General features: G+C 69.3%; 11 protein-coding genes, 1 tRNA gene and 1 rRNA gene. 12 read left to right on the forward strand and 1 reads right to left on the reverse strand.

From position 1 onward, the window contains the following. The first annotated feature begins 161 nt into the window (after positions 1-161). From rrf to ABZ906_RS00015, 3 genes are all read left to right on the forward strand, one after another. A 5S ribosomal RNA gene (gene rrf / locus ABZ906_RS00005) occupies positions 162-278 on the forward strand. A gap of 114 nt (positions 279-392) precedes the next feature. Then, positions 393-1,055, forward strand: a complete 663-nt coding sequence (locus ABZ906_RS00010; RefSeq protein WP_361197974.1) for a DegT/DnrJ/EryC1/StrS family aminotransferase — start codon at positions 393-395, stop codon at positions 1,053-1,055. Positions 1,056-1,141: 86 nt separating this feature from the next. Then, positions 1,142-1,214, forward strand: a tRNA-Thr gene (locus ABZ906_RS00015). A gap of 87 nt (positions 1,215-1,301) precedes the next feature. Here the strand turns inward: ABZ906_RS00015 and ABZ906_RS00020 are convergent. Continuing rightward, positions 1,302-3,965: a SpoIIE family protein phosphatase gene (locus ABZ906_RS00020; protein ID WP_361197971.1), complete on the reverse strand. Its 2,664-nt coding sequence runs from the start codon at positions 3,963-3,965 to the stop codon at positions 1,302-1,304. Positions 3,966-4,238: 273 nt separating this feature from the next. On the opposite strand from ABZ906_RS00020, the gene ABZ906_RS00025 reads away from it, so the two are divergent. From ABZ906_RS00025 to ABZ906_RS00065, 9 genes are all read left to right on the forward strand, one after another. After that, on the forward strand, positions 4,239-9,752 hold the full coding sequence (locus tag ABZ906_RS00025) for a HAMP domain-containing protein (protein WP_361375526.1): 5,514 nt from the start codon (positions 4,239-4,241) through the stop codon (positions 9,750-9,752). A gap of 244 nt (positions 9,753-9,996) precedes the next feature. Further along, positions 9,997-10,680, forward strand: coding sequence for a response regulator (locus tag ABZ906_RS00030; RefSeq protein WP_190086597.1), 684 nt, complete (start codon positions 9,997-9,999; stop codon positions 10,678-10,680). 102 nt (positions 10,681-10,782) lie between these two features. After that, entirely contained in the window at positions 10,783-13,656 is a 2,874-nt protein-coding gene (locus ABZ906_RS00035) for a DNA translocase FtsK (RefSeq protein WP_361375529.1), read from the forward strand. A gap of 212 nt (positions 13,657-13,868) precedes the next feature. Beyond that, positions 13,869-14,786: a RodZ domain-containing protein gene (locus tag ABZ906_RS00040; RefSeq protein ID WP_361377974.1), complete on the forward strand. Its 918-nt coding sequence runs from the start codon at positions 13,869-13,871 to the stop codon at positions 14,784-14,786. Between the two features lie 102 nt (positions 14,787-14,888). Beyond that, entirely contained in the window at positions 14,889-16,382 is a 1,494-nt protein-coding gene (gene rimO, locus ABZ906_RS00045) for a 30S ribosomal protein S12 methylthiotransferase RimO (protein ID WP_361375532.1), read from the forward strand. Then, positions 16,379-17,101 (forward strand): CDP-diacylglycerol--glycerol-3-phosphate 3-phosphatidyltransferase, encoded by a 723-nt coding sequence (gene pgsA / locus ABZ906_RS00050; protein ID WP_361197955.1) that lies wholly within the window; start codon positions 16,379-16,381, stop codon positions 17,099-17,101. The genes rimO and pgsA overlap by 4 nt, the downstream gene beginning before the upstream one ends. Beyond that, positions 17,098-17,724 (forward strand): CinA family protein, encoded by a 627-nt coding sequence (locus ABZ906_RS00055; protein WP_361197952.1) that lies wholly within the window; start codon positions 17,098-17,100, stop codon positions 17,722-17,724. Before pgsA ends, ABZ906_RS00055 begins: the two co-directional genes overlap by 4 nt. A 109-nt stretch (positions 17,725-17,833) precedes the next feature. After that, the gene (locus ABZ906_RS00060) at positions 17,834-18,208 is read left to right on the forward strand and encodes a helix-turn-helix transcriptional regulator (RefSeq protein ID WP_135333667.1); all 375 of its coding nucleotides are present in this window, start codon (positions 17,834-17,836) and stop codon (positions 18,206-18,208) included. A 205-nt stretch (positions 18,209-18,413) separates the two neighbouring features. Then, positions 18,414-18,884: a DNA starvation/stationary phase protection protein gene (locus tag ABZ906_RS00065; RefSeq protein ID WP_361197949.1), complete on the forward strand. Its 471-nt coding sequence runs from the start codon at positions 18,414-18,416 to the stop codon at positions 18,882-18,884. The last annotated feature ends 565 nt before the right edge of the window (positions 18,885-19,449 follow it).

Below are 19,449 nucleotides of genomic sequence, written 5' to 3' on the forward strand. Positions count from 1 at the left end.
GTTGATAGGCCAGATCTGGAAGCCCGGTAACGGGTGGAGGTGACTGGTACTAATAGGCCGAGGGCTTGTCCTCAGTTGCTCGCGTCCACTGTGTTGGTTCTGAAACCACGAACAACCCCGCATGGGTCACACATGCGGTGCGGTTGACAGTTTCATAGTGTTTCGGTGGTCATAGCGTGAGGGAAACGCCCGGTTACATTCCGAACCCGGAAGCTAAGCCTCACAGCGCCGATGGTACTGCAGGGGGGACCCTGTGGGAGAGTAGGACGCCGCCGAACTATTATTAATAGAGCTGGTCCCCGAACTTCGGTTCGGGGACCAGCTCTTTTTTGTTTTGTGACACTTGCCGTTCATGTTCCGCCGCCAGCATCTGAGGCATGAGGACAGATGGCATGTTGCGAGCCGCAGGCGTCGGTGCCGGTGACGAGGTCATCGTGCCGGCGTACGGAAACGTCGAGATCGCCGAGGCCGTGGTGCTGGCAGGGGCCGTGCCCGTGTTCGCGGACATAGACAGGTCGACGTACTGCCTCGATCCTGACGCGGTGAACGCCGCGGTGACCTCCCGTACGGCGGCTGTCGCCGTCGTGCACCGCTTCGGACACCCGGCCGACGTCCGGCGGCTCCGTGAGGTCGGGCAGCGGCACGGGGTTCTCGTGCTCGAGCAGGGCGAGTCCGACGCGCCGTACGACGAGCTCGCGCAGCGGCGGGCGCATGCGGCCTATCTCAGCGGGCGGCTTGGCGGTGTGATCACCCCGGATGGTGTCGAGGGGCACAGCTACCAGCAGTACGTCGTGCGTGTGCCCGGCAACGGGCGGCCCGACCGCGACGCTTTCGCACGAGCCGTGCGGGCCAAGGGAATTGACTGCCGGGTGCCCGTGAAGACGCCCGTTCACCGCACGTCGGATTTCTGGCGGGACGTCTATCTTCCCGAGACCGAGCGTGCCGCGGACGACACGCTGGCACTGCCGGTCGGTGCGGCCATGACGCGGCGTGGACTGCAGCGCGTCGTATCGGCGTGCAATGCGCTCGGCGGTCTTTTGCAGCCTGCGTTCTGAAGCGGGCGGACGGCGGTTCGGACCAGGCGTGAGTTCGGGGTATGCTTTATTCCGTTGCCGCGCGGGAAACCGCGAAAGCGCAACAGGCCCCTATAGCTCAGTCGGTAGAGCGTCTCCATGGTAAGGAGAAGGTCAGCGGTTCGATTCCGCTTGGGGGCTCAGAGAGCAAGAAGGAGAAGTCCCCGCCCAGTTGGGCGGGGACTTTTTCGTTTCCCGTGGCGGGGTCCGAAGGCCCCGCGGCGAGATTCAGTCTTTCTGGAGGCCGGGGACCCGCATCGCGAGGATCGCCATGTCGTCCGACGGAGCGTCCGACGCGAAGCGCTCCACCGCCCGCATGATGCGGGCCGCGACCGCGCCGGCCGTGAGGCCCGTGCACGTCGTGAGGACGTCCGCGAGGCCGTCGTCGCCGAGCATGCGGGTGCCCTCGCGGCGCTCGGTGACTCCGTCCGTCACGCAGAGCAGGACGTCGCCCGGATCGAGCGTCATCGTCTGTTCGTAGAGCTCCAGGTCGTCCATGACGCCGAGCAGCGGCTGCGGCTCCGCGTACGGCTCGACCGTGCCGTCCTGGCGCAGGCGGAGCGGGAGCGGGTGTCCCGCACAGACGATCTTCAGTACGGCCGAGCCGTCCTCCTGCGGCCACAACTCCCCGTACAGCAGGGTCAGGAAGCGGCTGCGGGCGCCCTCGTCGAGGATCGCGGCGTTCAGGCGCTCGAGGACCGCGGGGCCGCCGAAGCCCTCGCGGGCCAGGAGGCGCAGCGCGTGGCGGGCCAGGCCGGTGACCGCGGCGGCCTCCGGGCCCGTGCCGCAGACGTCGCCGATCGCGAAGCCGTACGCGCCGTCGCGGATGGGGAAGAGGTCGTAGAAGTCGCCGCCGACTTCGTTGCCCTCGCCCGCCGCGCGGTAGATGACGTCGACTTCGACGCCGGGGACCTGCGGGAGCCCCGGAGGCAGCAGGCTGCGCTGGAGGGACTGGCTGATGGCCATGCGCTCTGAGTAGAGGCGGGCGTTGTCCAGCGCGAGGGCCGCTCGGCGGGAGAGATCTTCGGCCAATTCCAGGATCTCTTGGCGGAAGTGCTCGTCGGATGGCTTACCGAGAGTAAGCATGCCGATGACGCGGTTGCGGGCGACCAGGGGCAGGACGACCGTCTCGCCGCCCACCGCGGATGCCGTGGAGAGCGTCGTGCCGATGCCCGAGCCCAGGCTCAGGGGCTCGCCAAGGCCGAGGCTGCGCATGGAGGTGCGCAGGGCCGCCTGGTGGGCCGCCTCCGAGGGGGCGGCCCAGACGCGGGCTCCGGGGGTCGGCACGGGGTCCGGAGGGGCGATCTTGGAGAGGAGCGCCTTCAGGCCGTCGATGCGCTCCTCGTCCTCATGGAGGACGTACGAGAGATAGGGCTCGGACGCCTGGTCGGCGATCGTGTAGACGGCGCACCAGGTGGCGAGCGTCGGGACCGTCATCTGGGCCATGAGGGCCAGCGTCTGGTCGCGGTCCAGGGTGCCCGCGAGGAGGTCGGAGGCCTCGACGAGGAAGGAGAGCGAGCCGCGGCGCAGGCGCTCCAGTTCGCCCAGGCGCGCGGACTCGACGGCGAGGGCGATGCGGTCGGCGGCGAACTGGAGGCGCAGGGCCTCTTCGTTCGAGTACCGGTCGGGGGACTCGGCGGCGACGCCCAGGGAGCCCGTGAGGCGGCCCTCGACCTTCAGGGGGACCGTGACCACGGAGCGCATGCCCGTGCCGCTGAGGAGCGGGACGGCGCCGGGGACGACGGTGAGGTCTTCGTGTACGGCCGGCATGCGGGCGGAGCCGTACCGTCCGGGGCCCGCCTCCACCGGGACGCGGGCGAAGCGCTGACGGGCCGACGGGAGGCCTGTGGAGGCCCGGACCTCGAGCTCCGTCTCGTCGTCCGTGGCGAGGAGCAGGAAGGCGGCGTCGCCGTCGAGCATGTCGCGGGCGCGTTCGACGGTGCGCTGGAGCAGACCGTCGAGGTCGTCGGGGGCGGGGGAGCCGATGAAGACCTCGAAGGGGTCGGCCGGGTGGGCCTCGGTGAGTGTGCCCGGCTCGGGGGCGGGGCCTCGCAGCGGAGTCTGCAGGACGGCGCGCTCGTCGTCGCGGACGAGCAGGCAGACCGTGGATGGTTCGCCGTCGGCGTCGCGGACGCGCAGGTGGGAGGCGTAGACGGGGGTCACGCGGCCTTCGGAGTCGCGGATTCCGTAGCTGCCCTCCCAGCGGGAGAGGCGCAGGGCCTCGACGATGCCGGTGCTCGTGCCCGGGGTGTGGGGCCAGGCGGCGAGGTCGGTGAGCGGTTTGCCGGTGACCTGTTCGGCGGCGTACCCGAAGAGTTCTTCCGCGTCTTCGTTCCAGGCGGAGATCGCGCCCGCGCGGTCGATCTGGACGACGGCGACGCGGACTCTGCCGTCGGTCAGCGGGAGCAGCTCGGCCGGCAGGGCGGGACCGGCGGCGCGGGTGCCCACGGAGCGGTCGGGGAGGTCGAGTTGGAACCAGACCTGCTTCTGCGTGGGGGTGTAGTCGACGCCCCAGCGGGTGGCGAGCGCCGCGCACAGCTGGAGGCCGCGGCCGCCCTCGCGGTCGGGGTTGCCCATGTTCACGGCGGACTGCTGGAGCGGGATCTCCCGTTCCGGATAGTGGTCGGACACCTCGATGCGGACGGCGTCCTCGCTGCGCAGGCAGAGGACGTCCGCGGCCGTGCCCGCGTGCACCACGGCGTTGGTGACCAGCTCGCTGGTGAGGACGACGGCGTCGTCGACGATGTCCGTGAACCCCCATCCCTGGAGGGTGTCGCGGACAAAGGAGCGTGCCGTCGCGACGGAACGCCCGACGGGGTCGAAAGTCGCAGCCGCGCGCGCGGTGATCACAGAACTCCTCGTACGAGTATCGACGCCCAGATCTCCCACCATGGTGCGGCCGCCCCTCCGATGCCCGCTTGTACGTGTGCCACCGCCCAGGCCGGGCAGGACCGAGGTGGTTGGACAGCCGGATGCCAGGTTACTTACCTTCGCCGTCCATGCTGATGCCGGTCGTCAGTGTTTCCGCCCGGAGGGTGTGCGGAACGGTGTGCGAAGCTGCCGAACTGTTATGGCCTGGTTCAGCCATGGTGAAACACTGGGCAGGCTTCTAAAGAGAGCCCAGGTAACCCGAGCAGTACGGTCGACCCTTGCGGGAGGGACACAGTGGAGTCTGGCGCAGCGACGCGGGGCACTAAAACGCGCGCGAAAGACGGACAGTCCCCCAGTAAACAGCGCAAACCGCGCCACGGGGCGACGACGTCGGTGGACACGGCGGCCCTGAACAGGCTGCTCGCGGCGCTCGCGGCCATGCGGGACGGAAACTTCCGCAAGCGGCTCACGGTCTCCGGTGACGACGTCATGTCCGAGATCGCCGCCGTCTTCAACGAGGTGGCCGACCGGAATCTCCATCTGACCGGTGAGCTCTCGCGGGTCCGGCGCATGGTCGGGCGCGAGGGGAAGCTCACGGAGCGGCTCGAGAGCGGCGCGAGCGAGGGCTCGTGGGCCGCGGCGATCGACGCGTCGAACGCGCTCGTGGAAGACCTCGTGCGCCCCGTTTCCGAGGTCGGGCGGGTGCTCTCCGCGGTGGCAGAGGGCGACCTGGAGCAGCGTATGGAGCTGCGGGCGCAGGCGGACGAGGGGAGCGGCCACCCGCTGCGCGGGGAGTTCCTGAAGGTCGGCCGGACGGTGAACAACCTGGTCGACCAGCTCTCGACGTTCACCGACGAGGTCACGCGGGTGGCCAGCGAGGTGGGCACCGAGGGCAAGCTGGGCGGCCAGGCGCGGGTGCGTGGAATGTCCGGTTCGTGGAAGGATCTCACGGATTCGGTGAACACCATGGCGTACCGGCTCACCGCGCAGGTACGTGACATTGCTCTCGTGACGACGGCGGTCGCCAAGGGTGACTTGTCCCGGAAGGTGACGGTTCACGTCGCCGGCGAGATGCTGGAGCTGAAGAACACCGTCAACACGATGGTGGACCAGCTCTCTTCGTTCTCCTCCGAGGTGACCCGTGTCGCGCGCGAAGTCGGCACCGAGGGCGAGCTCGGCGGCCAGGCGCAGGTGCCTGGTGTGGCGGGAGTATGGAAGGACCTCACCGACTCGGTGAATCTTATGGCCGGCAATCTCACCGCACAGGTGCGCGGGATCGCCCAGGTCACGACGGCCGTCGCGAACGGCGATCTGTCCCAGAAGGTGACGGTGAGCGCGCGCGGCGAGGTCGCCCAACTCGCCGAGACGATCAACCAGATGACCGAGACGCTGCGTACGTTCGCGGACGAGGTCACCCGCGTCGCGAACGAGGTCGGAGCCGAGGGGCAGCTGGGCGGCCAGGCGAACGTGCCGGGCGCGGCGGGCACCTGGAAGGACCTCACCGACTCGGTGAACACGGTCTTCCGCAACCTCACCACGCAGGTGCGCGACATCGCGACGGTCACGACGGCGGTCGCCAACGGTGATCTCTCGCAGAAGGTCACCGTCGACGTCGCGGGCGAGATGCTCGAGCTGAAGAACACCGTGAACACGATGGTGGACCAGCTCTCCGCCTTCGGTGCGGAAGTGACGCGGGTGGCGCGCGAGATCGGCGTCGAGGGTGAGCTCGGCGGCCAGGCGCAGGTGCAGGGCGCGGCCGGTACGTGGAAGGACCTGACGGACTCGGTCAACACCGCCTTCCGCAACCTCACGGGCCAGGTCCGCAACATCGCGCAGGTGACGACGGCGGTCGCCAACGGTGATCTCTCGCAGAAGGTCACCGTCGACGTCTCCGGCGAGATGCTTCAGTTGAAGAACACCGTGAACACGATGGTGGACCAGCTGTCGTCGTTCGCCGACCAGGTCACGCGGATGGCCCGCGACGTGGGCACCGAGGGGCGCCTGGGTGGCCAGGCGCGCGTGGACGGTGTCAGCGGCACCTGGAAGGAACTGACCGACTCCGTCAACTTCATGGCGGGGAACCTGACGTCGCAGGTACGGCAGATCGCCCAGGTCACGACGGCGGTGGCGCGGGGTGACCTGTCGCAGAAGATCGACGTGGACGCGCGCGGCGAGATCCTGGAGCTGAAGAACACCATCAACACGATGGTCGACCAGCTCTCCGCCTTCGCCGACCAGGTGACCCGGGTGGCCCGCGAGGTGGGCACGGAAGGCCGCCTCGGCGGTCAGGCGCAGGTGCCCGGTGTGGCGGGCGTGTGGCGTGATCTGACGGATTCGGTGAACGGCATGGCCGGCAACCTCACCGCCCAGGTCCGCAACATCGCGCAGGTCGCGACCGCGGTGGCGCGGGGTGACCTGTCGCAGAAGATCGACGTGGACGCGCGCGGCGAGATCCTGGAGCTGAAGAACACCCTCAACACGATGGTGGACCAGCTCTCGGCCTTCGCCGAGCAGGTGACGCGGGTCGCCCGCGAGGTGGGCACCGACGGCATCCTGGGCGGGCAGGCGGAGGTGCAGGGTGTCTCCGGCACCTGGAAGGACCTCACGCAGTCCGTGAACGGCATGGCGAACAACCTGACCCTCCAGGTCCGCAACATCGCCGAGGTCACCACGGCCGTCGCCATGGGCGACCTCTCCAAGAAGATCACCGTCGACGCGAAGGGCGAGATCCTCGAACTCGTCACCACCGTGAACACGATGGTCGACCAGCTCTCCAACTTCGCCGAGCAGGTGAACCGCGTGGCCCGCGAGGTGGGCACGGAGGGCAACCTGGGCGGCCAGGCGCGGGTGCCCGGCGTCACCGGCACCTGGAAGGACCTCAGCGACAACGTCAACCTGATGGCCAACAACCTGACCGGCCAGGTGCGCAACATCTCCCAGGTCGCGGCGGCGGTCGCCAACGGAGACCTCACCAAGAAGGTCACCGTCGAGGCACGCGGCGAGGTCGCGCAGCTCGCCGACACCGTCAACACGATGGTGAAGACGCTGAGTTCGTTCGCGGACGAGGTGACCCGCGTGGCCCGCGAGGTGGGCACGGACGGCATCCTCGGCGGTCAGGCGCGCGTACCGGGAGTGTCGGGTACGTGGAAGGACCTGACGGAGTCCGTGAACGGCATGGCCTCCAATCTCACCGGCCAGGTCCGCAACATCGCGATGGTCACCACCGCGATCGCCAAGGGCGACCTGACCAAGAAGATCGACATCGATGCCCGGGGCGAGATCCTGGAGCTGAAGACCACCATCAACACCATGGTCGACCAGCTGTCGTCCTTCGCCGAGCAGGTCACGCGCGTGGCACGCGAGGTGGGTACGGAAGGGCAGCTGGGCGGTCAGGCGCGGGTGCGGGACGTGGACGGCACGTGGCGCGACCTCACCGAGTCGGTGAACGAGATGGCGGGAAACCTGACCCGTCAGGTGCGCGCCATCGCGGAGGTCGCCACCGCGGTGACGCGCGGCGACCTGAACCTGAAGATCGACGTGGACGCGGCGGGCGAGATCCAGGTCCTCCAGGACAACATCAACTCGATGATCGCCAACCTCCGCGACACCACCCTCGCCAACAAGGAGCAGGACTGGCTCAAGGGCAACCTCGCCCGTATCTCCGGTCTGATGCAGGGCCGCCGCGACCTGGAGGACGTCGCCTCGCTGATCATGAGCGAGCTGACGCCGGTGGTCTCCGCACAGCACGGCGCCTTCTTCCTGGCCCTGCCCACGGACGAGGCCGCGGAGCCCGGCGCCGAGCAGGAGGACGCGTACGAACTGCGCATGATGGGCAGTTACGGCTACTCCATGGGCTCCATGCCGACGTCCTTCAGGCCCGGTGAGACGCTCATCGGCACCGCCGCGCAGGAGCGGCGCACGATCCTCGTGGAGAATGCGCCGTCCGGCTATCTGCGGATCGCGTCCGGCCTCGGCGAGGCGCCGCCCGCCCAGGTGATCGTCCTTCCGGTGCTCTTCGAAGGGACTGTCCTCGGCGTGATCGAGCTGGCCGCCTTCCAGGCGTTCACGCAGATCCAGAAGGACTTCCTCAGCCAGATCGCCGAGATGATCGCGACGAGCGTCAACACCATCAGCGTCAACACGAAGACCGAGGTGCTGCTCAAGCAGTCGCAGGAGCTGACCGAGCAACTGCGCGAGCGGTCGGCCGAGTTGGAGAACCGGCAGAAGGCGCTGCAGGACTCGAACGCCGAACTGGAGGAGAAGGCCGAGCTCCTGGCCCAGCAGAACCGCGACATCGAGGTCAAGAACACCGAGATCGAAGAGGCCAGGCAGGTCCTGGAGGAGCGCGCCGAACAGCTCGCGGTCTCGATGCGGTACAAGTCCGAGTTCCTGGCGAACATGTCGCACGAGCTGCGTACGCCGCTCAACTCGCTGCTGATCCTCGCCAAACTGCTCGCCGACAACGCCGACGCCAACCTCACCCCCAAGCAGGTGGAGTTCGCCGAGACGATCCACGGCGCGGGCTCGGACCTGCTGCAGCTCATCAACGACATCCTCGACCTGTCGAAGGTCGAGGCGGGCAAGATGGACGTCTCCCCGACGCGCATCGCCCTGGTGCAACTCGTGGACTACGTAGAGGCCACGTTCCGGCCGCTGACCGCGGAGAAGGGGCTCGACTTCTCCGTACGGGTGTCCCCGGAGCTGCCCGCGACGCTGCACACGGACGAGCAGAGGCTCCTCCAGGTGCTGCGCAATCTCCTGTCCAACGCGGTGAAGTTCACCGACTCCGGAGCGGTCGAGCTGGTGATCCGGCACGCCAACGCCGATGTGCCCAACGCCATCCGGGAGCAGCTCCTGGAGGCGGGTTCGCTGCGGGACGCGGACGCCGATCTGATCGCCTTCTCGGTGAGCGACACCGGCATCGGGATCGCGGGCAGCAAGATGCGGGTCATCTTCGAGGCGTTCAAGCAGGCCGACGGCACGACGAGCAGGAAGTACGGTGGCACGGGACTCGGGCTCTCCATCAGCCGGGAGATCGCCCGTCTCCTGGGCGGAGAGATCCACGCGGCGAGCGAACCGGGCCGCGGCTCGACGTTCACGCTCTATTTGCCGCTGCACCCGAGCGAACTGCCGCCCCAGGGCTACACGCAGCTCGCGCCCCTGCCGGGGACGCCGCCGAGGCCCGCCCTGGAGGAGGCTCCGCCCGCGGCCGAGCAGCCGCCGCAGAGCGAGGACGTCGCGCCTCCGCAGCCGCAGGAGACGCCGGAGTCCGGCACGCTCTTCCGGCGCCGCAGGCGCGCCGCACACGCCTCTTCGGAGCAGCCGCCGGTGCTGCCGGGGCAGGGCGCCAGGGAGCCGGAGGAGCAGCGTCCGCCGGAGCAGTGGCAGACCTCGGGGCAGGAGACGCCCGTGGCTCGTCCCGGCTATCAGTTCGGCGGCGAGAAGGTGCTCATCGTCGACGACGACATCCGTAACGTGTTCGCGCTCACCAGTGTCCTGGAGCAGCACGGGCTCTCGGTGCTGTACGCGGAGAACGGCCGCGAGGGCATCGAGGTCCTGGAACAGCACGACGACGTGACGGTCGTCCTGATGGACATCATGATGCCGGAGATGGACGGGTACGCGACGACGACGGCGATCCGCAGGATGCCCCAGTTCGCCGGACTCCCGATCATCGCGCTCACCGCGAAGGCCATGAAGGGCGACCGGGAGAAGGCCATCGACTCCGGCGCGTCCGATTACGTTACGAAGCCGGTCGACCCGGATCATCTGCTCTCGGTGATGGAGCAGTGGATGCGCGGGGAGTGACCGAGAAGCGGCTTCATTACGCGGAGTTGCTGACAGAGTGTGGCCGAAGTCGTGTAGAAGCGCGGTATACGGGGAACCTTCTGGTCTCCCACCGCGTTTCTGCTACGTGCACGGTGACATCGCGGTGACAGGGTGTGGCGACAGGCGGGGTGCGGCTACCATGACCGGCACAAGGACGGACGGCGTAAGGGAGTCGTCCCCTGGGGCGGCGCCCGGTGTACCGCCGGGACGAGGAGGGCGGGCCATGGTGCAGAAGGCCAAGATCCTCCTGGTCGATGACCGGCCGGAGAATCTGCTGGCGCTGGAGGCCATCCTCTCTGCGCTCGATCAGACCCTGGTGCGGGCATCGTCCGGGGAGGAAGCGCTCAAAGCACTACTGACGGACGACTTCGCGGTCATTCTGCTGGACGTCCAGATGCCGGGCATGGACGGTTTCGAAACCGCCGCGCACATCAAGCGGCGAGAACGGACCCGGGACATCCCGATCATCTTCCTCACCGCCATCAACCACGGACCGCATCACACCTTCCGGGGTTACGCGGCGGGTGCGGTGGACTACATCTCCAAGCCCTTCGATCCGTGGGTGCTGCGCGCGAAGGTCTCGGTATTCGTCGAGCTGTACATGAAGAACTGCCAACTGCGGGAGCAGGCAGCGCTGCTGCGTCTCCAGCTCGAAGGCGGCGGCAAGTCCGCGGCGGGTGACGCCAAGGAGCCCGCGGGTCTTCTCGCCGAGCTCTCGGCGCGCCTCGCGGCGGTCGAGGAACAGGCGGAGGCGTTGTCCAAACAGCTGGACGACGACTCGGCGGATGCCGCCGCGGTCGCCACCGCGGCCCATCTCGAACGCAAACTCACCGGCCTTCGGCGGGCTCTTGACGCCTTGGAACCGGGCACCGGCAGCGGTGCGCCTTCGGTGTCCTCGCAGAACTGAACCGGCGCGAAAACCGGGCGAAAGTACGACCGGGAGCGGTGAACGTCCGTCAGTTCACCGCCCCCGCAAGGGCGACACAAACGGGTGAAGCAGTAGGCACACGTGTCCGCAGTGGTCTCCACCGGTAACCTCGGTCCCATGGCCTCACGTCCGTCCGCAGCCAAGAAGACGCCCGCGAAGAAGGCGGCCGCGCCCACAAAGGCTCCGGCGAAGAAGGCCGCCGCCAAGAAACCGCCCGCCAAGAAGGCTCCGGCGAAGAAGGCGCCCGCCAGGAAAGTCGCGGCGAAGAAGCCCGCACCGAAGCCGGCGCCCAGTCCCACGGGCGGCGTGTACCGCATCGCGCGCGCCCTGTGGCTCGGCCTCGCGCACAGCGTGGGTGCGCTGTTCCGCGGCATAGGGCGAGGCGCCAAGGGACTCGACCCGGCCCACCGCAAGGACGGCGTCGCGCTGCTGCTGCTCGGCATCGCGCTGATCGTCGCCGCGGGCACGTGGTCGAATCTGCGCGGTCCCGTCGGCGATCTCGTCGAGATGCTGGTGACCGGCGCGTTCGGCCGCCTCGATCTGCTCCTGCCGATACTGCTCGCGGTCATCGGCGTACGCCTGATCCGGCACCCCGAGAAGCCCGAGGCGAACGGCCGCATCGTGATCGGCCTGTCCGCGCTCGTCATCGGCGTGCTCGGCCAGGTGCACATCGCCTGCGGTTCGCCCGCCCGCGCGGACGGCATGGCGGCCATAAGGGACGCCGGCGGCCTCATCGGCTGGGCCACGTCCACCCCGCTGATCTTCACCATGGGCGAGGTCCTCGCCGTACCGCTGCTCGTCCTGCTGACCGTCTTCGGGCTGCTCGTGGTCACGGCGACGCCCGTCAACGCCATCCCGCAGCGGCTGCGGCTGCTCGGCACCAAACTCGGCATCGTCCAGGCGGACCCCGAAGAGGCGCAGTGGGAGGACGGGGACTACGGGGACGACGAGCGCTACGAGGAGCAGTGGCGCGAGGCGCTGCCCGCCCGCTCGCGCAGGCGCCCGGCGGCCGGCGAGCCCTACGACCCCGACCGGGCGGAGGAAGAGGCGCTCACCCGGCGGCGCAGGCCCCGCAGGACGTCCTCGCAGCCTTCGCCCGACCGCCCGATGGACGCGGTCGACGTGGCCGCCGCCGCTGCCGCAGCCCTGGACGGCGCCGTCCTGAACGGCATGCCGCCGTCGCCGCTGGTCGCCGACCTCACGCAGGGCGTCTCCGGAGAGCGCGACCAGAAGTCCGCCGAGAGCTCGGAGACCTCGGCGGCGGTGCCGACCGCGCGCGCCACCGAAAGTCCCTCACGGGCCGACGAGAGCCCCGCACGCGCCGCGGACGCCCCGCCGCCCGGCGTGCGACGCAAGAAGCCCGGTGAGGCCGCCGACACCGCCGGTTCCTCCGACTCCTCGGTCCCTGACCTGACCAAGGCGCCATCGGACAGGCCGCGGGACCTCCCGCCGCGCGCCGAGCAGCTGCAGCTCGCCGGCGACATCACGTACTCCCTGCCCAAGCTCGACCTCCTGGAGCGCGGCGGCCCCGGCAAGTCCCGCAGCGCCGCCAACGACGCCGTCGTCGCCTCGCTCAGCAACGTCTTCAAGGAATTCAAGGTCGACGCGGACGTCACCGGCTTCACGCGGGGCCCGACGGTCACGCGGTACGAGATCGAGCTGGGCCCGGCCGTGAAGGTCGAGAAGATCACGGCTCTGGCCAAGAACATCGCGTACGCGGTCGCCAGCCCCGACGTCCGCATCATCAGCCCCATCCCCGGCAAGTCCGCGGTCGGCATCGAGATCCCGAACTCCGACCGCGAGATGGTCAACGTCGGCGACGTGCTGCGGCTCGCGGACGCGGCCGAGGACGATCACCCGATGCTGGTCGCGCTCGGCAAGGACGTCGAGGGCGGCTTCGTCATGGCCAACATGGCGAAGATGCCGCACATCCTGGTCGCCGGTGCCACCGGCTCCGGTAAGTCGTCCTGCATCAACTGCCTGATCACGTCGATCATGATGCGGGCGACCCCCGAGGACGTACGGATGGTCCTCGTCGACCCCAAGCGCGTCGAGCTCACCGCGTACGAGGGCATCCCGCACCTGATCACGCCGATCATCACCAACCCCAAGCGGGCCGCCGAGGCGCTCCAGTGGGTCGTACGCGAGATGGACCTGCGCTACGACGACCTCGCGGCCTTCGGCTACCGGCACATCGACGACTTCAACCAGGCCGTCCGCGAGGGCAAGCTCAAGACGCCCGAGGGCAGCGAGCGCGAGCTCAGCCCGTACCCGTACCTCCTGGTGATCGTCGACGAGCTCGCCGACCTCATGATGGTCGCGCCGCGCGACGTGGAGGACTCGATCGTCCGCATCACGCAGCTCGCGCGTGCCGCGGGCATCCACCTGGTGCTCGCCACCCAGCGGCCGTCCGTGGACGTCGTGACCGGTCTGATCAAGGCGAACGTGCCCTCACGGCTCGCCTTCGCGACCTCCTCGCTCGCCGACAGCCGCGTCATCCTCGACCAGCCGGGTGCCGAGAAACTGATCGGCAAGGGTGACGGGCTCTTCCTGCCGATGGGGGCGAACAAGCCCACCCGAATGCAGGGCGCCTTCGTCACCGAGGAAGAGATCCACGCGGTCGTCCAGCACTGCAAGGACCAGATGGCGCCCGTCTTCCGGGACGACGTCACCGTGGGCACCAAGCAGAAGAAGGAGATCGACGAGGACATCGGCGATGACCTCGATCTGCTCTGCCAGGCCGCTGAGCTGGTGGTTTCCACTCAGTTCGGGTCCACGTCGATGCTCCAGCGCAAGCTGCGCGTCGGCTTCGCGAAGGCCGGGCGGCTGATGGACCTCATGGAGTCGCGCGGGATCGTGGGGCCGAGCGAGGGTTCCAAGGCTCGTGACGTTCTTGTGAAACCCGATGAGCTGGATGGCGTGCTTGCGGTGATCCGCGGGGAGGCTCACCCATAAGGGTGCGGCAGGCAACCGTTTCCCTTCGGCATACGTCAAGTTGAGGGGAGGGACAGCACCATGTACCAACATCTGGATGTCCGGCGGTTCCGACGACGGGAAGTCCGGCCATTCCGATGGCGTACAAAGTCCCTCGCCCAGTTGCCCCACCCTTTCCGAACCCCCCTAGACTGAACCTCCGGCAGGTGGCTACACGCTCGAAAGGCGCCCCCGTGTCCATCGGCAACTCCCCTGAAGACGACCGCCCTTCAGACCACCGACCCACAGACGACCGGCCCACCGATCGTCGGCCCGCCGACGACCGGCCCGCCGAGGACCTTCCGGCAGCCGAGATCCCGGCAGTCGAAGAGCCCTCGATCGGGCGCAGGCTGCAGCAGGCACGCATCGACTCGGGCCAGACCGTCGACGAGATCAGCGCGTCCACCCGGGTGCGCGTCCCGATCGTGCACGCGATCGAACAGGACGACTTCTCCCGGTGCGGCGGCGATGTCTACGCCCGCGGCCACATCCGGACGCTCGCGCGCGCCGTGGGGATCGATCCCGCCCTTCTCCTTGCCCAGTACGACAAGGCGCACGGTGGCCGGCCGCCCGCGCCCACCCCGGCCGCGCCGCTCTTCGAGGCCGAGCGCATCAGGTCCGATCCGCGCCGTCCGAACTGGACCGCGGCCATGGTCGCCGCGATCGTCGCCGTCATCGGCTTCGTCGGCTTCACCGCGTTCAGCGGCGGCGAAGAGGACACCGGCGGGGCCAAGACGCAGGCCGAGGGCGCGTCGCCCGCCACCAGCAAGCCCGCCACGAAGCCGACGCCCGACAAGCCCGCCGACCCCAAGCCGGACCCGTCGGACAGCGCCATCGCCGGCGCTCCCAAGGACAAGGTCACGGTCAAGGTCAGCGCCCCGGACGGGCGCAGCTGGATCTCGGCCAAGGACCACAACGGCCGGACGCTCTTCGACGGCGTCCTCGAAGAGGGCAAGTCGAAGACCTTCACGGACAAGCAGAAGATCGACCTGGTCCTCGGTGACGCGGGCGCGATCGCACTGTTCGTGAACGGCAAGGCGGTCGAGAACGAGTTCGATCCCGGTCAGGTCGAGCGGCTGACGTACACCAAGGGCGATCCCGAGGTCGGCTGAGCCTTGTGCGTCTCGTGCGCCTTGTGTGCCTCGTGTGCCCTGTGAACGGGGCCCGGACCCTCGCGGCGGGGGCCCGGGCAGGGACAAAGTAGTCTTGAGAGCATGCCCGAACGCCGCACCGTCGCCCTTGTCACTCTTGGCTGCGCCCGCAACGAGGTGGACTCGGAGGAGCTCGCAGGCCGCTTGGAGGCGGACGGCTGGGAGCTCGTCGAGGCCGCCGAAGAAGCGGACGTCGCCGTAGTCAACACCTGTGGATTCGTCGAAGCCGCCAAGAAGGACTCCGTCGACGCCCTCCTGGAAGCCAATGACCTCAAGGGTCATGGCAAGACCCAGGCCGTCGTGGCCGTCGGCTGCATGGCCGAGCGGTACGGCAAGGAGCTCGCCGACGCCCTCCCCGAAGCCGACGGTGTCCTCGGCTTCGACGACTACTCCGACATCTCCAGCCGCCTGCAGACCATCCTCGGCGGTGGCAATGTCGAGGCCCACGCCCCGCGCGACCGGCGCAAGCTGCTTCCGATCAGCCCCGCGGAGCGCCAGGAGGCGGGTTCCGACGTCGCGCTGCCCGGGCACGCGCCCGTGGACCTGCCCGAGGGCCTCGCGCCGGCCTCCGGGCCGCGCGCCCCGCTGCGGCGGCGGCTGGGCACCAACCCCGTCGCCTCGGTGAAGCTGGCGTCCGGCTGCGACCGGCGCTGCTCGTTCTGCGCCATTCCCTCCTTCCGCGGGTCCTTCATCTCGCGGCGCCCCTCCGACGTGCTCGGCGAGACGCGCTGGCTGGCCGAGCAGGGCGTCAAGGAGGTCATGCTCGTCTCCGAGAACAACACCTCGTACGGCAAGGACCTCGGTGACATCCGTCTCCTGGAGACGCTGCTGCCCGAGCTCGCGGCCGTCGACGGGATCGAGCGGGTGCGGGTCAGCTACCTCCAGCCCGCCGAGATGCGCCCCGGACTCATCGACGTACTGACGTCCACGGAGAAGGTCGCGCCCTACTTCGACCTCTCCTTCCAGCACTCGTCGCCCACCGTGCTCCGGTCGATGCGGCGCTTCGGAGACACCGACCGCTTCCTGGAGCTTCTGGACACCATCCGTACGAAGGCCCCGCAGGCCGGTGTGCGGTCCAACTTCATCGTGGGCTTCCCCGGCGAGACCGAGGCCGACGTGGACGAGCTCGAGCGGTTCCTCACGGGTGCGCGGCTGGACGCCATCGGCGTCTTCGGGTACTCCGACGAGGAGGGCACGGAAGCGGCGACGTACGACGCGAAGCTCGACCAGGACGTCGTCGACGAGCGGCTCGCGCGCATCTCGCGGCTCGCCGAGGAACTGACCTCGCAGCGCGCCGACGACCGCCTCGGTGAGACCGTCGAGGTGCTTGTGGAGTCCGTGGACGAAGAGGACGGCGCGATCGGCCGGGCGGCGCACCAGGCGCCCGAGACGGACGGCCAGATCCGCTTCGCGGGCCCCACGGGTGGGGATGACCTGCAGGTCGGCCGTATGGTCGTGGCAAAGGTGGTCGGCACGGAAGGCGTGGACCTGGTGGCTGAGTACAGCGAAATTCTGGGGGCCTCGCCCCGTATCCCGGCCGAGGAGGCGCGCAGATGACCGGAGTCCCGGCATCCGCGGCGGGCGGCTCCGGCGCGCAGGGCGCCAAGCCGGTGCGCGGCGGAAAGTTGGGCGCTGCGGCCGTCAATCAGGCCAGCGTGTGGAACGTCGCCAACTTGTTGACGGTGATCCGGCTGCTGCTCGTGCCCGGCTTCGTGATGCTGCTGCTCGCCGACGGCGGGTACGACCCGGCCTGGCGCGCGTGGGCCTGGGCGGCCTTCGCCGTCGCCATGATCACCGACTTGTTCGACGGACACCTCGCACGCACGTACAACCTGGTCACGGACTTCGGGAAGATCGCCGACCCCATCGCCGACAAAGCGATCATGGGTGCCGCGCTGGTCTGTCTCTCGTACCTCGGCGATCTGCCGTGGTGGGTGACGGGCGTCATTCTCGGACGTGAGCTGGGAATCACACTGCTGCGGTTCTGGGTGATCCGCTTCGGAGTCATTCCGGCCAGTCGCGGCGGCAAGATGAAGACGCTCTGGCAGGGCACGGCGGCCGGGATGTACGTCCTCGCGCTGACCGGGCCGCTCGCCACCCTGCGGTTCTGGGTGATGGCGGTCGCCGTCGTCCTGACCGTCCTGACCGGGCTCGACTATGTGCGGCAGGCCGTCGTGCTGCGTCGCCTCGGGCTCGCGGAGGCGGCGGCAGCGGCCGCGGCGGTCTCCGGGTCCGCCGCGGCCTCCGGCGAGGGGGCCAGGGAGTCGGCGTCATGACGTCGGCGCAACCGGCCGCGGAGGTTCTGCGGCTTCTTCAGACGCGGGGCGAGACGCTCGCCGTCGCCGAATCGCTCACCGGGGGCCTGGTGGCCGCCGAGGTGACGGCGGTGCCGGGGGCTTCCCGGGTCTTCCGGGGGTCCGTGACGGCGTACGCGACCGAGCTCAAGCACCGGGTGCTCGGGGTCGACGGCACTCTCTTGGCGGAGCGCGGCGCCGTGGATGCCGAGGTGGCGCTGCAGATGGCGGCCGGTGTGCGCAAGGTCATGGGCGCGGACTGGGGGATCGCGACCACGGGCGTCGCCGGGCCGGATCCGCAGGACGGGCAGCCGGTCGGGACCGTGTTCGTGGCGGTCGACGGGCCTGTTTCCATGGTCGAGGCGCTGGTTTCACCGGTCGACGGGCCGATTTCCGCGGCCGGCGGGCCGGATTTCGCGGTCGGCGAACCGGGTTCCGCGCTTCGCTCTGAGGGGAAAGTTGCGGCGCTGAGGTTGAACGGTGGCCGTTCGGACATTCGTATGGAGAGTGTACGGAGCGTGCTCAGGCTGCTGCTCGAGCGGCTGTCCGGCGAACGTGCCGGGAATGGGCGGGCACAGGATACGGAACAGAACGGGGGGACTTGATGTTTGCAGCCCTGAGTGAACACGACATCGCTCCCCGCACGGCCGCCGCGCGAGGCGGTACGGTGGGGCGTGAAGGATGCGGCTACGCGGTCCGAGGAGGGAGCCACCGATGATTCTGCTCCGTCGCCTGCTGGGTGACGTGCTGCGTCGGCAGCGCCAGCGCCAGGGCCGTACTCTGCGCGAAGTCTCCTCGTCCGCCCGAGTCTCGCTCGGCTATCTTTCCGAGGTGGAGCGGGGGCAGAAGGAGGCATCCTCCGAGCTGCTTTCCGCGATCTGCGACGCGCTTGACGTACGGATGTCCGAGCTCATGCGCGAGGTGAGCGATGAGCTCTCTCTCGCCGAACTGGCTGCGTCGGCAGCGGCTACGGAACCGGTGCGTACACCGGTTCGCCCGATGCTCAATTCCGTCTCGGTGAGCGGTGTGCCGCCGGAACGGGTGACGATCAAGGCGCCTGCGGAGGCGGTGGACGTCGTCGCCGCGTGATGACGCGTGGCGCTGCGCTGACTGTGCACGCTGTTTGAGCGCTTAAGTGTGACGAAGCCCCGGCCGGGTTACCGGCCGGGGCTTTTGTGTGTCCGGGGGCTGTTCTGTTCCGGGGCGCCACTCGCTGAATGTCCGTATTCGTGCGCTTGTGCCATGGTTGGTGGGGGATTTTAGCTCACGAGGTCCCATGATCTTTGGAGGTTGCATGTATGTCGTGAAGAGTCCTCTGTCGGACGCGGATCTGAAGACGGTCTCGGAGGCCCTTCAGGGGGCGCTCGTGGACCTCGTCGACCTCTCCCTGGTGGCCAAGCAGATCCACTGGAACGTGGTCGGCGCTCGATTCCGCTCCGTGCACCTGCAGCTCGACGAGGTCGTGGACACGGCGCGGACGCACTCCGACACGGTGGCGGAGCGGGCGTCCACGCTCGGTGTCTCGCCCGACGGCCGTGCCGGGACCGTGGCGCGGAGCAGCGGGATCGGCGACGTCGCCGGTGGCTGGGTCAAGGACGCCGACGCCGTGGGCACGCTCGTGGACGCGCTCGGTTCGGTGATCACGCGGATGCGGGAGCGGGTCGGGGCGACCGGTGAGGCGGACCCGGTCAGCCAGGACATCTTCATCGGGATTACGGCGGACCTGGAGAAGCATCACTGGATGTTCCAGGCGGAGAACGGCTGATCGCGGTGTAGGGGGCAGGACGGCCGGCGCGAGCAGCCGCACGACCACCCGCACGACCGCCGACCCAGTGGTCGTGCCTCGTGTGCGCCGTGGTGCGCCCTCCCGTCCGGTGAAGTCGGGCGTCTAGCGTCGAGCGGGCATCGCGTGCCGGGTGTCAGGCGTGGGGCAACGGGTGTCGGGCGTCGAGCGGGTCTCGTGCGGGCCTTGAGCGTGCGGAGGTGGTGGCCGTGGCATGGAGAGTCGTGCGGTGGGCGCCGGCTCTGGCGCTCGGTGCGCTCTGGTGGTGGGGCGTGCTGCGGCTGGCGCTCGCGCCTGACGCGGGGGTTCTGGAGGGGGCCGTCGCGGCCGGTGGGTGGGGGCTGAGCCTGCTGCCGGTGCACTGCGTGCCGAAGTCGCGGGCGGTGAGCGCGGCGGCTCTGGCCAGGGAGCGGGCTCGGCGGGCGGGGTCTGCGGCGGGGGAGGCTTCCGTTGTGGCGGGGAGGCAGGGGTGGTCGGGGCGGCCGCGAGGGCCGGGGTGGTCGGGATGGTCGGGGTGGTTGCGGTCTTGCGGGGAGCGTACGGCCAA

Origin of the sequence: Streptomyces sp. NPDC046925 (assembly GCF_040644915.1) — a bacterium.
GTDB lineage: Bacteria > Actinomycetota > Actinomycetes > Streptomycetales > Streptomycetaceae > Streptomyces.